The following is a 13,986-nucleotide window of genomic DNA, read 5'->3' on the forward strand; positions in this document are numbered from 1 at the left end:
GGTCCTTTCTGAAAGCGGTTTCGTGTGTCGAACCCTGCGTAACGGCAGGATCCGGCGTGGGTGCTGGATCTTCAGGCCCAGTCAGCCATCGGGCGCGCTGCGCCCGCAAGGCGCGGCCCCGGCATGGCAGGCGGCGAAACGGCTCGGCCCGGTGCACCCGGTTGCCCGTCCCGCGGCGGCCGCCCGGCAGTGCCGGGAAAGCTCCGGAAAAGCCCAGGCATTCCCCGAGGGCTTTATGATAACGGTTTCCCCAATCAAGACGAGTGCGGATCTGTGCCAAACGCTCTGATTTCCTTCATCCACGGCCAAGCCGGCACCCTGCGGCGGCTGGCCCCGGCCGCGCTGCTGGGCCTGGCGGCATGCAGCTCGGTCAACAACTACGTTCCGAACTTCGTCAAGCCCTACCGGGCCGACGTCCAGCAGGGCAACTGGCTGACCCAGGAACAAGTGGAACTGCTGCGCCCCGGCATGACCCGCGAACAGGTGCGTTTCGCCCTGGGCAGCCCCACCCTGACCAGCATTTTCCATTCGGACCGCTGGGACTATCCGTACCTGTTCACGCCCGGCCACGGGCAGACCGAGGAACGGCGCTTCACCGTCTATTTCGCCAACGACCGGCTCGAGCGCTGGACCGGCGATGAACAGCCCGCCCGCCAGCCGTTCCAGCAGAAGGACACGCGCAAGGCCCTGGGCTCTGCCACGCAGCCGGCCCAGCAGGCCCCAAACACGGCTCCGCTGACGGTCGAGGGCAATGCCGCCTCTCCCAGCCTGGACCCCGGCTCGGCCCCCGCCGTCGCCACACCCGTCGCGCCGGTCGCTCCTGCCCCCGCGTCGCCCTCCGGCGACGCCGCCCCCCCCCAACCCGCCACGAATACCAAGGAATGACCTCGATGCGTATCGCCATTGCCGGGGCGACCGGCCGCATGGGCCACATGCTGATCGAAGCCGTGCTCGCCGCCCCCGACCTGGAACTCGCCGTCGCGCTGGACCGCGCCGGCAGCCCCGCCATCGGCCACGATGCCGCCGAGTTCCTGGGCAAGCAAAGCAAGGTCATGATCACCGACGATCTCGACGCCCTTGCGCAGGCCGACTGCCTGATCGACTTCACCCGCCCCGAAGCCACGCTGGCCCACCTGGAAGCCTGCCGGCGCCACGGCGTCAAGCTGGTGATCGGCACCACCGGCTTCGACGAGGCCGGCAAGGCCGCGATCGCCGCCGCCGCCGACAAGGTGGGCGTGGTCTTCGCGCCCAACATGAGCGTGGGCGTGAACGTCACCCTCAAGCTGCTGGACATCGCCGCCCGTATCCTGAAGGAGGACTACGACGTGGAAGTGTTCGAGGTCCACCACAAGCACAAGGTGGATGCGCCCTCGGGCACCGCGCTGAAAATGGGCGAGACCGTGGCGCAGGCCTGGGGCAAGCCGCTGTCCGAGGTGGCCGAATGGGCCCGCCACGGCGACACCGGCGCCCGCAAGCACGGCACCATCGGCTTTTCCTCGGCCCGCGGCGGCGACGTGGTGGGCGACCACACCGTCTTCTTCTGCGGCCCGGGCGAGCGCATCGAGGTCACCCATCGGTCGAACAGCCGCGTCAACTACGCCGAAGGCAGCCTGCGCGCCGCGCGCTACCTGGCCGACAAGCCCGCCGGGCTGTACGACATGCAGGATGTGCTGGGTCTTAAGCCCCCCCCTACGCGCTGACGCGCGCCCCCCAGGGGGCGATGCGGGTGGACCGGCGGAGCCGGATCCACCGCATCCTGGGTCTGGCGCCATATCCCCTCAAGGGGGCGGCGCTGGCGGACCGGCAAAGCCGGATCCGCGGCGCCCAGGCAACTGTTGGAACGGCCTCGTGTGGGGCCGTTCTGTTTTTGTAAGCGTCTTCAGGGGCCGTTGATGGCCTTGTTTTTGGCTTCTACGGCGAGGACCAGGCGTTGGGCCATCTGGGCAAGCGGGACGATCTCGTGGACGGCGCCCAGGGCGATGGCTTCGCGGGGCATGCCGAAGACCACGCTCGAGGCTTCGTCCTGGGCGAGGTTGTAGGCGCCCGCCTCGCGCAATGCCAGCATGGCCCGCGCGCCGTCCTTGCCCATGCCGGTCAGCATGATGGCCACGCTGCCGGCCCCGGCCGCGCGGGCGGCCGACAGGAACAGGACCTCGACCGAGGGGCGGTGGCGGTTGACCGGTTCGCCTTCGGACAATTGCGCGTGGTAGCCCAGCAGCGGCAGCGGCCGCACCGACAGGTGGGCGTGGCCGGGAGCCACGTAGACGTGCCCCGGGTGCAGCCGTTCGTTGTGTTCCGCTTCCTTCACGTGCAGCGGCGTGTGCTTGTCCAGACGCTCGGCGAAGCTGCGCGTGAAGCCGGGCGGCATGTGCTGGGTGATGACGATGGGCGGCAGGTCGGCGGGCAGCGCCTCCAGCAGTTCGCGCAGCGCCTCGGTGCCACCGGTCGAAGCCCCGATGGCGACCAGCAGCCTGCGGTCGTACCGGGACGGCGCGGGCGCGCGGCCATCGGCGGGCCGGGATTGCTCGTCGCTCATGGATATGCTCAGCCCGGCTGCCTGGCGTAGACGGTACGCCCCTGGAGCACGAATCGCTGCTGCCCCTGGGAAAAACTCTCGGAATGGCCGACGAACAGCAGGGCCCCGGGCGGCATCAGCCCGGCCATGCGCTCGACGACCCGCAACTGGGTGGGTCGATCGAAGTAGATCAGGACGTTGCGGCAGAATACCGCGTCGAGCGGCCCGCGCACCGGCCACACGGGGTCCAGCAGGTTCAGCTGACGAAAATTCACCAGCGCGCGCAGCTCGGGCCGCACGCCGTACTGGCCCTCGGCCTCCTCGACGAAATAGCGGCGCGCCTGCTGGTCGGGCACCTTGGCCAACTGGTCGCGCCGGTACACGGCTTGCCGGGCGCTGGCCAGCACATGGGTATCCAGGTCGGTCGCCAGGATGCGCACCGGCGGCGCCAGGGTGCCGAACACCTCGGCGGCCGTGATGGCCAGGGTCCAGGCCTCTTCCCCGGTGGAAGCGGCCGCGCACCAGAGCTGCAGCGTCTGGCCCGGACGTTCGGCGGCCAGACGCTTCAGGTAGGCGGCCAGGATCTGGAAATGGTGGCTCTCGCGGTAGAAATACGTGAGATTGGTGGTCAGCGCGTTGACGAAGTATTCCCATTCGGGCGCGCCGGCGCGCAACCCTTCCAGGTACGCGCTGAAGGACGGCCGGCCGGTGGCGCGCAGCCGACGGGCCAACCGGCTGTAGACCATGCTGCGCTTGGCGTCCGACAGCGAAATGCCGGTGTGCTGCCGCAGCAGGGCCCGTATCCGGTCGAAATCCTGGCCGCTGAAGGCGAATTCGGTGCCGACGAGGGAGTCGGCCGAGCCCGGTATAGCATCGGTCACGGCCAGGAGGCTGGTTCTGGATGTCACGCTTGGCCCTAAAGGAAATGCCCCCACGCTATCATTGACGGGATTATCGGCAACACTCACTGATTCATTAAGCAATGTTCAATCGCGGCCCCGTCTCCGTGCAGAACGCCGGCCCCTCCGCGGCCGGCCTGCCTCGCTTCATGACGGCGGCGCCCGGCCAGGCTGCATCCGGCCTGGGCCCCGACGCGCGCGAGGCCACCCAGCTCGCCATCCTGTTCATCGAGGACTCGCTTGCCGATTTCACGCTGATGCGCGCCGTGCTGGTCGACGCGGGCCTGAATGTCAGCGCCCAGTGCGTGGACACCGAAACGACCATGCGGCAGGCCCTGGCCGAACGGGCCTGGGACGCCATCATCAGCGACCACTCCCTGCCCACCTTCAGCGGCCTGCGCGCGCTGAAGGTGGCCAAGGAAGTCGGATTCCGCGGCCCCTTCCTGATCGTGTCCGGCGCCATCGGCGAGGAAACCGCGGTCGAAGCCATGCGGGCCGGCGCCGACGACTACGTGATGAAGAACAACCTGCGCCGGCTTCCCCCCGCGCTGGAGCGCGGCCTGCGCGAAGTGCAGACCCGCGACCAGCGGCAGCGGGCCGAAACGGCGCTGGCCTCGGCCCACGACCAGTTGAACGCCGTCTTCTCGGCCACGCCGGTCGCCCTGTTCGCCATCTCGCGCGAACGTACCGTCACCATGTGGAGCCCGGCCTGCGAAGACCTGACCGGACTGGGTTCGACCGACACGCTGTCCCGATCGTTCGCCCTGCCCTCGCAGCCCGATACCTGGAAACTGCTGACGCTGATCGCGCCCGCGCTGGACGGCACCGAAGTACGCGGTTTGCCGTTCAGCATAGAAACCAAGGGGGAAAACCGCGAGCTGCTGGTGTCGGCCAGCCCGCTCAGCGGCTCCCCGCCCTCGGGCTGCGTGGTCGCGCTGTCCGACGTCACCCACCTGGCCCACGCGCAGGCGGAGCTCAGCCGCTCCGAAAGCCAGTTGCGCGAACTTTCCCGCCACACCGAACGCGTGCGGGAGAACGAACGGGCCGAACTCGCGCGCGAAATCCACGACGACCTGGGCGCCCTCGTCACGCGGATACGCGCCGACCTCGCGCTGGCCCGCCGCCGCTCCCGCGAAAAGGAAACGGCGCAGTTGCTGGACGAAGCCGAACAGATGGTCGCCTCGCTGGGCGAGGCCATTTCCCGCATCGCCCGGGCCATGCGGCCGCCGGTGCTCGATTTCGGCATCGTCGCCGCGATCGAATGGCAGGCGCGCGATTTCGCGCAGCACACGGGCATCACCGTCAATGTCCATACCAACCAGGACGACCTGGCGCTCGAACTGGAACAATCCATCGCCGTCTTCCGCATCTTCCAGGAAGCCCTGACCAACGTGTTCAAGCACGCGCAAGCCACGCGCGTGGACGTCGATCTCTTCGCCGACGACAGCACGCTCAGCCTGGAAGTCCGCGACAACGGCATCGGCCTGTCGTCCGACTCGCTGCGCAAGCGCACCTCGTTCGGCCTGCGCGGCATGATGGAACGCGTCCACGGCCTGGGCGGCTGGATGGACATAGGCGGCTCGCCCCAGACCGGCACGCCGCCTTTCCGAGGAACCACACTCATGATTTCGATTCCGTTGAATCCCCCCACCCTGTCCCTGCCGGGAGGAAAGTCCCCCCACCACGAACCGGAGGACCAGGAATGATCCGGCTGGTGCTCGCCGACGATCACGCCATCGTGCGCTCGGGCCTGCGGCAGATCGCGCAGGCCGAGGAAGGCATCTCGGTGGTGGGAGAAGCGGCCGACTGCGGCGACCTGCTCGACGTGCTGCGCAAGACCGAGGCCGACGTCGTACTGATGGACATCTCCATGCCCGGCAAGAACGGGCTGGAAGGACTCAAGCAGGTGCGCGAGCGCTGGCCGCGCATCGCCGTGCTCATGCTCAGCATGTACCCCGAGGACCAGTACGCGGTGCGCAGCGTCAAGGCCGGCGCGGCCGGCTACCTGCACAAGAACTCGCCGCCCGAGACCGTGATCGCGGCCATCCGCGCCGTCGCGCGCGGCAAGAAATACATCACTCCGGAATTGGCCGAACAACTGGCCACCCACCTCAGCCAGGGCGACGAACGTCCGCCGCACGAACTGCTGTCCGACCGCGAATACCAGACCATGGTAATGATCGCCTCGGGCCGCACCCTGACCCAGATCGCCGAGGAAATCTCGCTGTCGCCCAAGACCGTATCGGTCTACCGCGCGCGCCTGCTCGAAAAGATGAAGCTCAAGAACAACGCCGAGCTGACCCACTACGCGCTGAAGCACAAACTGGTCGAGTAGAAGCGGAGCCCACCCCCTACGCCCTTCGGGCGCCCCCCAGGGGGCGAAACCGGCGGACTGGCAAAGCCAGATCCGCGGTTTCCTGGGTCTAGGGAAACCATCTTGGACTGAAGCACGGTTGCTATCGCTGGCAGCCAGCGATAGCACCGGTGCAACAACCCAAGACAACCCCACTAGACCCAGGATGCGGTGGATCCGGCTCCGCCGGTCCACCCGCATCGCCCCCTTGAGGGGGCGCCCGAAGGGCGTAGGGGGTGGGTTTCCCTAGGGGGTCTCTATACTGCCTATAGCCTCCCGGCCGTTGTCGGTGTAGGCCAGGTCCTTGAAGGTCAGGGCGCGGGCCATGGCGATGCCGCGGCCGTGCATGTCGAAGGCGCGGTCGGGAGAGATTTCCAGGTAGGTTCGCCAGTCGAAGCCGGGGCCCTGGTCCTTGACGCGAAAACGGATGCGGCCGGGTTCGCGTACGAAGCTGACGCTGGCGGTGCGGTCGCGATACGGGGGCAAGGACAGGCGGCGCTGGATTTCCGCGGCCCAGCGGCCCTCCATGCTCAGGCGCCCCTTGTCCACGAAGCCGATTTCCAGGTTGCCGTGCTCGACCGCGTTGACCATCAGTTCGGCCAGGCCGATCACCGCCACCTCGGGCGCGGGGCACAGCTTGGCCAGAAAGAAGGCCAATTGCCGGGCCTCGGCCAGGGACACGAAGCCGAAGTCGGCCTGTCGCATGTGGCCGAACACGTCGTGCACATCCGACAGGCGGCGGCGCAAGCCCTTCTGCCGCGCGCGGAATTCGATGGCCGCGCCGACGACCGCGATCAGCATGTCGTGCTCATACGGCTTGGTCAGATAATAGTAGGCGCCCCGGTGTATGCCTTCGAGCACGTCGGCCGGGTGCGAGGCAGCGGTTTGCATGATGACCGGGATGTCGGCCAGGCGGCGGTCCGCGCGTATGCGGGTCAGGAGTTCGATGCCGTCCAGCCCCGGCATCATCCGGTCGAGCACGATCAGGTCATAGTCGACGCCCGCCTCCTGCAACAGGTCCCAGGCCTGGATGCCGTCCTGCACGCACCGGAGCCGATAGCGCGGATCGGACAGGTGCTCGGAAATGATTTCCAGGTTGAGCGGCTCGTCATCGACGACGAGGATGTTGAACGGTTCCTGCGACATGAAGCATCCGGTGGGGCCAGGTGAACGCGCCGGCGGCACCCTCGCATCCGTCCGCCGCCGGAACCTTCCTGTTTACAGGAAATTGAAAATGGACATCCGGGCGATCTGCGTATAAGTCTGCTGCGCGGCCTGCACAGTGTACGTGCGTTTGGCCAGTTCGCCGGTCAGTTCCGTCATGGTTTCCAGGTCGGATCCCACCACCCGCGAGATCTCGCCGGTGATCTGTTCGCCACGGGTTTCGCCGGCGGTGGTGGCCGCCTCGACCTCGGTCAGGCGGCTGCCGATGGACGAACGCGCCTCGAGCAGCCGGTTCAGCGCCGAGTTCAGGTTCAGGTTGGCCTCGTACAACGCGTTGGCGCGCGAGACGGACTCGGTCTCGGATGCGGGCTGCCCCAGGGCCGCGATGGCCTGGTCCAGCGTATCGAACACGCTTTGCGAGCGCGACGGACCGAAGCTCAGTTTGTCGCCTTCGGCGGGACGGCCGCTGAAGCCGATCTGCACGCCGGCGACGTCTATCGTCTGGCCGTCCTCGCCCAGGGTGCCGGTACCGACCTCGGCCCCGTCCTTGTCCGAAACGGTATAGGCGCCGTCGGCGCCGAACTCGATGGTGTACGGGCCGTAGGCCGCCGCGGCCGACCAGGCCTGGCGATCGGTGACCGTGCTGGCGGTCAACGTGGCGCTGCCGGTATTGCCGCTACTGGCGCTGGCATCGAGTCCGTTGCGGCCGGTGGGAATGTCGCCGAACAGGTAGCTGCCGCTGAAGCTGACGTCGATCACGCGGTTGGGGCCGATCTGGCTCTGGCGCACGCCGGCGTCGCCCTGGTAGACCACCCCGGAGGCATTGCGCACGAAAGGCTGGCCGTCGCGCTTGTAGCCGGCGAAGACGTAGCTGCCGTTCTCGTCCTGGGTATTGGCCACGCTCATCAACTGATCGCGCAGCCCCTTGAGATCGGCCAGGATGGACTGCCGGTTTTCCTCGTTCAGCCCGCCCCCGCCCGCCTGGACGATGCGGGTCAGCGCCAGTTGCAGGGTATTGCCGGCTTCCACCAGATAGTTCTCGGTGCCTTCGAGCAGGCCCTTGGCGTCGGCCTGGTTCTTCAGCATCTGTTCGTTGGCCTTGAGCGTGGCGTCCAGCGCCACCTCGCGGCCGGCCGCGACCGGATCGTCGGACGGGCTGAGCAGCTTGCGCTGGGCGGACAGCTGCTGCGAGACCTGCAGCAGCGCGCTCTGCTGGCTGTTGATGGCCCGGATGCTGTTGTCGTAGAACTGATTGGTGCTGACTCTCATGGCGGTCCGTAGGCGTATCGTTAATGGATGGCGGCGAGCAACTGGTCGAACAGTTCGGAAGACATGCCCAGCACCTTGCCGGCGGCCGCGTAGGCCTGCTGGTAGCGCAGCAGGTTGGCGCCCTCTTCGTCCAGGTTCACGCCCGACAGCGACTGTTCGCTGGCCACCGCCTGGTCGAAGGCGGTCTGCTGCGCGGCCTTGCTGATGTTCAGCGAAGCCGCTCGCGTGCCGACCTGGGAAATCAGCCCGGCATAGGCATCGGTCAGCGTGCTGCCGCCGGCGATCCGGGTAGTCCCCAACCCGGCCATGGCTAGCGCGTTGCGGTTGTCGCCCGCGGGCGCGCCCGCATCGGCCTTGACGGTAATGGTGTCCCCGGCGGCCGGGATGCCGGCCAGGTCAAAGGCCCAGCCGTTGTGGGAAATGGTCTGCTGCGGCGGTTGCAGAAGGCCCGTCGACAGGACGGTGCCATCTTCGCCCAGCAGCTCGTAGCCGGTGGCGGACGTGAAGCGGACGGTAACCGAGGTGCCGTAGTCGGGGCTGCCGGACTCGACCGAGCGCAGGCGCGACGCCTGCGCCGTGCCGGTATTGGTGTCCGCCGTCACCAGGCCCATGGGGGCCGCGGCGGCCAGCTTGCCGGGGTCGGCAAGTGTCACCTCGACGCCCGCCGCGGCCTGGCTGGCGACCTTGATCGTGAAGGTGTCGCCGTCGGCCAGGTCGCCGTCGGCCAGGCCGATGGTCAGGCCGTCCACGTTCTGCGGCAGCGACGAGAACGGGCCCAGCTCGGTACCGTCGTCCAGCCGGGTCACGACGTACTCGCTGCCCACCCGGGTCAACTGGTAGTCGCTGCCGGTCAGCGAGCGCGTGTCGGCGATACCCACCGCCAGCCGCGCATCGCCGGTATTGCCACGCTGGCCCACGGCCACGGGATTGCCGATGCGAAACAGGGCCTGGCCCGGTTGGCCGTTGCTGTCCAGGCCGAATTGCTGCTGCTGGTTGTAGGCCGCCGCCATGGCGATGGCCAGGCGCCCCAGTTCGGACTGGGCCTGGGCCAGTTCGTTGTCCCGGAATTGCAGCAGCGCGCCCAGTTGGCCGCCGTCGATGTCGCCCTGGTTGAGCTGCATGGTGTGGCCGCCGACGGTTAGCGACAGGCTGGTGCCGGTGGGCGAATTCGGGTCGCGGGTGTCGATCCGCAGTTGCGAGGCCACCTGCTCCAGGACCAGCGGCTGGCCGTTGGTCAGGTAGACGTTGACGCTCGTGCCCTGCGTGCTGGTGGTGATGCCCGTCAGCTTGCCCAGTTCGCGCACCAGCACGTCGCGCTGATCCAGCAGGCCATTGGGCGCCTGCCCCTGGCCGGTTCCATAGGCGTCGCCGATCTTGGCGTTGTAGGCGGCGATGCTCTGCACCAGCTGGTTGATCTGCCCCACCGTGGCGCTGGCCTGGTTGTCGATGCCCTGGCTCAGGGTGGAGAGGTCCTCGCTGACGGCGCGAAAGCGCGCCGCCGTCGATTGCGCCGCCGCCAGGGCGGCCTGCCGCGACGCGGTCTCGGCGGGGTTCTGGCTGAAGCGGCCCATGGCCGAATACAGCGCGTTCAGGCTCTGGTTGATCCCGGTATCCACCGAACCGAGCCGGTTGATCAGGCCGCTCATCTGGTCCGAATAGGTGGAGAGATAGCTGAGCGTCGATGCCGACTGGCTGGCCTGGCTGGACAGGAAATCGCTGTAGGCGCGCTGGACCGTGACGACGTCCACTCCCTGCCCGAAATAGCCGGCGCCGCTGAAGTTCGACATGGCCGACTGCAGCATCACCTGCTGGCGCGAATACCCGGGCGTCCCCTGGTTGGAGATGTTGTTGGCGGTGACGGCCAACCCGGCCTGGGCGGCGCGCAATCCGGTCAATGCGATGTTGGTGATGTTCGTGGTCATGGTTTCATGCGGACTGCCTGGCGTGCGCGGCGGCGCCTTGCACGGCTGATGTCTCTCTTAACGGACGCCGGCGCCCAAGCTTGAGCATGCCGGCGGCCTCCTGCCCGCTCGGATCCGCCGCTAGACGACGATCTGCATGGCGCGCCGGATGGTGCTGCCCAGCTTCTCGGCATACCTGGGGTCGGTCGCGTAGCCGGCCCGCTGCAGGCCCTGCGCGAACTGCTCGGCGTTGCCGGCCGACTGCAGCACCTTGGCATAGCGCGGGTTCGACGCCAGCAGGCGCGCGTAGTCCTCGAACGCCTGTTCGTAGGAATCGTAGGCGCGGAACTCGGCGGTCACGCGTTCCGGCGTGCCGTTGCGGTATTCGGTCGTGCGGGTGCGCACGGTGCGGCCGTCCCAGCCCGTCGCCTTGATTCCGAACAGGTTGTGGCTGGCTTCGCCCTGGGCGCCGCGGATCTCGCGCCGTCCCCAGCCCGACTCCAGCGCGGCCTGGCCCAGGATGTAGGCGGCCGGGATCCCGGTCGCGGCTTCCGCGCGCCTGGCCGCGGGCAGGAACTTGCCCAGGAACTCGGCGCGTATTTCCTCCGCGGAGGCGGGCGCGGCGCGCGTCTCGGCCGCCGGTTTGGCGCTGGCCGCCGCGGGCGGCGCGTAGACGGGCTGGGAGCCGAACCGGCCGTTCTGGATGCGGCGCGCCGGGGCCGATCCGCCCGCCAGCGCCGCAGCGTCCATGCCGCCTATCATGCCGCTGGTCGCCGTGGAGGGGGTGCCGATGGTCCGGCCCCGCGCCAGTTCCAGCGTGGACATGGACAGCGGCAATCCAGCGCGGCGCAGGGACTCCGGCGATACGGTGCTGCGGGTCAGCTGCTTCTCCAGCATGTCGGCCAGCCCCAGGCCGCTGCGTGCCGGCGCTGGACCGCTGCCCGCCTCGGCCACGCCGGCCAGCTTCTGCGCCATCTGCTGGTCCAGCATCCCCCGCCAGGTCTGCGAGGCGGGGCTGTTCAGGGCCTGGGCCAGCGGCCCGTCGCCCGCCAGCGACGTCTGCCGCATCTGCGACAGCAACATCTGGGCGAACTGCGCCTCGAACTGGCGGGCGGCCTGCCTGACGGTTCCCGTCTGGTCGCGCCGCGCCTGCAGCTTCAGGTTTTCCAGCGAGCGAGCATCGATCGCCATGCCGCCCCGCTGCATCGCGCTGTCCATCTTGCTCATCAGATGATCTCCAGTTCGGCGGTCAACGCACCCGCGGTCTTCAGTGCCTGCAGGATGGAGATGAGGTCTTGCGGCGTGGCGCCGAGCAGGTTCAGCGCCTTGACCACCTCCGCCAGCTGGGCACCGCCATCCAGGTGCACGATGGCGCCGCCGCTCTGCCTGATCTCGATGTCGGCACGCTCGGTCACCACCGTCTGGCCGCCCGAGAAAGGCGCCGGCTGGCTGACCACCGGCGCCGAGCTGACCGTGACGCTCAAGTTGCCGTGCGCGACGGCCACCGGCGCCAGGCGCACGCTCTGGTTCATCACGACCGAGCCGGTGCGCGCGTTGATGACCACGCGTGCCGGCGCGCGGCTGCCCACGACCTCCAGGTCCTCGATCTGCGCCATGAAGGCGACCCGGGCATCGGGCGACGACGGCGCGCGCAGTTCGATGACGCGGCCGTCGAGCGCGGTCGCGGTGCCGGGGCCGATGCGGCGGTTGATGGTCTCGACCATCGACCGCGCCGTCGAGAAATCGGCGGTCGTCAGCTCCAGCCTCAGCGCGCCGTCGCCTGCGAACGGCGTCGGCACGTCCCGCTCCACCGTGGCGCCGGCCGGGATGCGGCCCGCGCTCAGGTGGTTGATCTGCGCGCGGCTGCCCGCCGCCGACGCGCCCGCTCCGCCCACCGACACACTGCCCTGCGCCATCGCATAGACCTGCCCGTCCAGCCCCTTGAGCGGCGTCAGCAGCAGCGTGCCGCCTCGCAGCGACTTGGCGTTGCCCATGGAGCTGACCGTCACGTCGACCTGCTGGCCCGGCTGCGAGAACGGCGGCAGCATGGTGGTCACCATCACCGCCGCCACGTTCTTGAGCTGGAGCCGCGTGCCGGGGGGCACGTTGATGCCCAGGTTGGACAGCATGGACATCAGCGACTGGGTGGTGAACGGCGTCTGCGTGGTCTGGTCGCCCGTGCCGTCCAGGCCCACGACCAGGCCGTAGCCCACCAGCTGGTTGTTGCGTACGCCCTGGACGTTGGCCAGGTCCTTGACCCGCGCCGCCTGGGCCGCGGGCACGAGCAGCGCGCACAGCATCGCCACGGCCAGGCGCAGGCAGGCGGCGAGAAACGGATGTTGGTTCATGCCGCGCGCGCTCAGAACGGCAGGAACGAGTAGAAGAAGCGCGACAGCCAGCCCACCGTCTGGGCCTCGTCGATCGCGCCCTGCCCCCGGTATTCGATGCGGGCGTCGGCGACCTGGGTCGAGCTGACCGAGTTGCCGCCGACGATGTGGGTCGGGTTGACCACGCCGGAGAAACGCACGCGTTCGGTCTCGCGGTTGGTGCCGATCTGCTTTTCGCCCGAGACGCGCATGTTGCCGTTGGCCAGCACTTCGACCACGGTCACGGTGATCGTGCCCGACAGGATGTTGGTGGCACCGGTCTCGCCGCGGGCGTTGAAACGGTTCTCGCTCTCGCCCTGCACGCCCAGGCCGCGCAGGATGCCGGAACCGGGCAGCTTGTTGATGGATGGAACCCCCACCGAGGCCGAGGCCGACCGCTGCGCCGAGGTGTTGTTGCGCTGGGACGAATTGATGTGTTCTTCCAGGCGCACGACCAGCGTGTCGCCGATGTTGCGCGCGCGCACGTCCTCGAACAGCGGACGATAGCCGGGCGCGGTGCCGAATATGCCGCCGGTGGGCCGGCGGTTCGCGTTGTAGGCCACGGGATCCAGCGGCCGGGCCGTGGTCGGCCCGTCGATGTCGACCTTGGGCGTGGCGCAGGCGGCCAGCCCCGCCAGGATCGTCATCCCGGCGATGGCCCTGGCGCCACGGACACGCGGCCTGAACGCTTGCTTCATCCCGGCCTTCCTCAGAGCTGCGAGATGCGCTGGAGCATCTGGTCGGCCGTGGTAATGGCCCGCGAATTGATTTCGTACGCGCGCTGGGTCTGGATCATGCCGACCAGTTCCTCGACCACGTTGACGTTGGACGCCTCGACGTAGCCCTGGTTGATCAGGCCCGCGCCGTTCAAGCCGGGCACGTTGACCACCGGCACGCCCGAGGCGGCGGTCTCGCCGAAGAGGTTCTGGCCCAGCGGCTGCAGGCCCGGCGGGTTGATGAAGGTCGCCAGTTGCAGCTGGCCCAGCTGGACCGGCTGGGTCTGGCCCGCCACCGTCGCCGTCACCACGCCGTCCTGGCCGATGGCGACTTCCTTGACGCCTTCCGGCACCACGATGCCCGGATCGATGACCAGGCCGTTGTTGGTCACGAGCTGCCCCTGGCTGTCGATCTGGAAGCTGCCGTCGCGCGTATAGGCCAGCGTGCCGTCGGGCAGCTGCACCTGGAAGAAGCCGGCGCCGTTGACCGACAGGTCGAAGCTGCTGCTGGTCTGCTGCAAGGCGCCCTGCGCATAGTTGCGCACCGTGGCCACGGGCCGCGATCCCGTTCCCAGCGTCAGTCCCGCGGGCACCTGGTTCTGCTGCGTGGTTTGCGTGCCGGCCGGCCGCATGGTCTGGTAGAGCAGGTCCTCGAACACCGCGCGCGAACGCTTGTAGCCATTGGTGCTGACGTTGGCGAGGTTGTTCGAGATGACGTCCAGCTGGGTCTGCTGCGCATCCAGGCCGGTCTTCGCGATCCAGAGAGAACGCATCATGGTGCTTGATCCTTATCGCGGCATGCG

The 13,986-nt window shown here is 68.6% G+C and carries 13 protein-coding genes; 4 read left to right on the top strand and 9 right to left on the bottom strand.

Translation table 11 applies throughout. The features are described from left to right. Positions 1 to 273: 273 nt before the first annotated feature. Positions 274 to 885 (top strand): outer membrane protein assembly factor BamE, encoded by a 612-nt coding sequence (locus tag EGT29_RS17665; protein ID WP_370282431.1) that lies wholly within the window; start codon positions 274 to 276, stop codon positions 883 to 885. Between the two features lie 5 nt (positions 886 to 890). After that, entirely contained in the window at positions 891 to 1,700 is an 810-nt protein-coding gene (gene dapB, locus EGT29_RS17670) for a 4-hydroxy-tetrahydrodipicolinate reductase (RefSeq protein WP_124692419.1), read from the top strand. Between the two features lie 179 nt (positions 1,701 to 1,879). Here the strand turns inward: dapB and EGT29_RS17675 are convergent, their stop codons facing one another. Further along, on the bottom strand, positions 1,880 to 2,536 hold the full coding sequence (locus EGT29_RS17675; RefSeq protein WP_124690203.1) for a CheB methylesterase domain-containing protein: 657 nt from the start codon (positions 2,534 to 2,536) through the stop codon (positions 1,880 to 1,882). Positions 2,537 to 2,544: 8 nt separating this feature from the next. Continuing rightward, complete coding sequence (locus EGT29_RS17680; protein WP_238160077.1) at positions 2,545 to 3,423, bottom strand: protein-glutamate O-methyltransferase CheR; 879 nt, start codon at positions 3,421 to 3,423, stop codon at positions 2,545 to 2,547. A gap of 74 nt (positions 3,424 to 3,497) precedes the next feature. Between EGT29_RS17680 and EGT29_RS17685 the strand changes: the two genes are divergently transcribed. Both EGT29_RS17685 and EGT29_RS17690 read left to right on the top strand, forming a co-directional pair. Further along, positions 3,498 to 5,120, top strand: a complete 1,623-nt coding sequence (locus EGT29_RS17685; RefSeq protein WP_124690204.1) for a response regulator — start codon at positions 3,498 to 3,500, stop codon at positions 5,118 to 5,120. After that, positions 5,117 to 5,749 (top strand): response regulator transcription factor, encoded by a 633-nt coding sequence (locus EGT29_RS17690; RefSeq protein WP_124690205.1) that lies wholly within the window; start codon positions 5,117 to 5,119, stop codon positions 5,747 to 5,749. The genes EGT29_RS17685 and EGT29_RS17690 overlap by 4 nt, the downstream gene beginning before the upstream one ends. A 264-nt stretch (positions 5,750 to 6,013) precedes the next feature. On the opposite strand, the gene EGT29_RS17695 is transcribed toward EGT29_RS17690, so the two are convergent. From EGT29_RS17695 to flgG, 7 genes are all read right to left on the bottom strand, one after another. Next, the gene (locus EGT29_RS17695) at positions 6,014 to 6,913 is read right to left on the bottom strand and encodes a response regulator (protein WP_124690206.1); all 900 of its coding nucleotides are present in this window, start codon (positions 6,911 to 6,913) and stop codon (positions 6,014 to 6,016) included. 72 nt (positions 6,914 to 6,985) lie between these two features. Beyond that, entirely contained in the window at positions 6,986 to 8,200 is a 1,215-nt protein-coding gene (gene flgL / locus EGT29_RS17700) for a flagellar hook-associated protein FlgL (RefSeq protein ID WP_124690207.1), read from the bottom strand. Positions 8,201 to 8,220: 20 nt separating this feature from the next. After that, positions 8,221 to 10,122 carry a flagellar hook-associated protein FlgK gene (flgK, locus tag EGT29_RS17705; protein WP_124690208.1) on the bottom strand — a complete coding sequence of 634 codons (1,902 nt, stop codon included), beginning with the start codon at positions 10,120 to 10,122 and terminating at the stop codon, positions 8,221 to 8,223. A 120-nt stretch (positions 10,123 to 10,242) separates the two neighbouring features. Beyond that, on the bottom strand, positions 10,243 to 11,328 hold the full coding sequence (gene flgJ, locus EGT29_RS17710) for a flagellar assembly peptidoglycan hydrolase FlgJ (RefSeq protein WP_124690209.1): 1,086 nt from the start codon (positions 11,326 to 11,328) through the stop codon (positions 10,243 to 10,245). Further along, entirely contained in the window at positions 11,328 to 12,449 is a 1,122-nt protein-coding gene (locus tag EGT29_RS17715; RefSeq protein ID WP_192901761.1) for a flagellar basal body P-ring protein FlgI, read from the bottom strand. The genes flgJ and EGT29_RS17715 overlap by 1 nt, the downstream gene beginning before the upstream one ends. Positions 12,450 to 12,460: 11 nt before the next feature. After that, the gene (locus EGT29_RS17720; protein ID WP_124690210.1) at positions 12,461 to 13,165 is read right to left on the bottom strand and encodes a flagellar basal body L-ring protein FlgH; all 705 of its coding nucleotides are present in this window, start codon (positions 13,163 to 13,165) and stop codon (positions 12,461 to 12,463) included. A gap of 11 nt (positions 13,166 to 13,176) precedes the next feature. Continuing rightward, the gene (flgG, locus tag EGT29_RS17725) at positions 13,177 to 13,959 is read right to left on the bottom strand and encodes a flagellar basal-body rod protein FlgG (protein WP_087841473.1); all 783 of its coding nucleotides are present in this window, start codon (positions 13,957 to 13,959) and stop codon (positions 13,177 to 13,179) included. Positions 13,960 to 13,986 lie beyond the last annotated feature (27 nt).

It is taken from the genome of Pigmentiphaga sp. H8, from assembly GCF_003854895.1.
Lineage (GTDB): Bacteria > Pseudomonadota > Gammaproteobacteria > Burkholderiales > Burkholderiaceae_B > Pigmentiphaga.

What these genes read in the sequence shown, in the direction of transcription:
- EGT29_RS17720 (WP_124690210.1), bottom strand. Translation starts at nt 13,165, where the DNA reads ATGAAGCAAGCGTTCAGGCCGCGTGTCCGTGGCGCCAGGGCCATCGCC.
- flgL (WP_124690207.1), bottom strand. Translation starts at nt 8,200, where the DNA reads ATGAGAGTCAGCACCAATCAGTTCTACGACAACAGCATCCGGGCCATC.
- flgJ (WP_124690209.1), bottom strand. Translation starts at nt 11,328, where the DNA reads ATGAGCAAGATGGACAGCGCGATGCAGCGGGGCGGCATGGCGATCGAT.
- dapB (WP_124692419.1), top strand. Translation starts at nt 891, where the DNA reads ATGCGTATCGCCATTGCCGGGGCGACCGGCCGCATGGGCCACATGCTG.
- flgG (WP_087841473.1), bottom strand. Translation starts at nt 13,959, where the DNA reads ATGATGCGTTCTCTCTGGATCGCGAAGACCGGCCTGGATGCGCAGCAG.
- flgK (WP_124690208.1), bottom strand. Translation starts at nt 10,122, where the DNA reads ATGACCACGAACATCACCAACATCGCATTGACCGGATTGCGCGCCGCC.
- EGT29_RS17675 (WP_124690203.1), bottom strand. Translation starts at nt 2,536, where the DNA reads ATGAGCGACGAGCAATCCCGGCCCGCCGATGGCCGCGCGCCCGCGCCG.
- EGT29_RS17685 (WP_124690204.1), top strand. Translation starts at nt 3,498, where the DNA reads ATGTTCAATCGCGGCCCCGTCTCCGTGCAGAACGCCGGCCCCTCCGCG.
- EGT29_RS17715 (WP_192901761.1), bottom strand. Translation starts at nt 12,449, where the DNA reads ATGAACCAACATCCGTTTCTCGCCGCCTGCCTGCGCCTGGCCGTGGCG.
- EGT29_RS17695 (WP_124690206.1), bottom strand. Translation starts at nt 6,913, where the DNA reads ATGTCGCAGGAACCGTTCAACATCCTCGTCGTCGATGACGAGCCGCTC.
- EGT29_RS17690 (WP_124690205.1), top strand. Translation starts at nt 5,117, where the DNA reads ATGATCCGGCTGGTGCTCGCCGACGATCACGCCATCGTGCGCTCGGGC.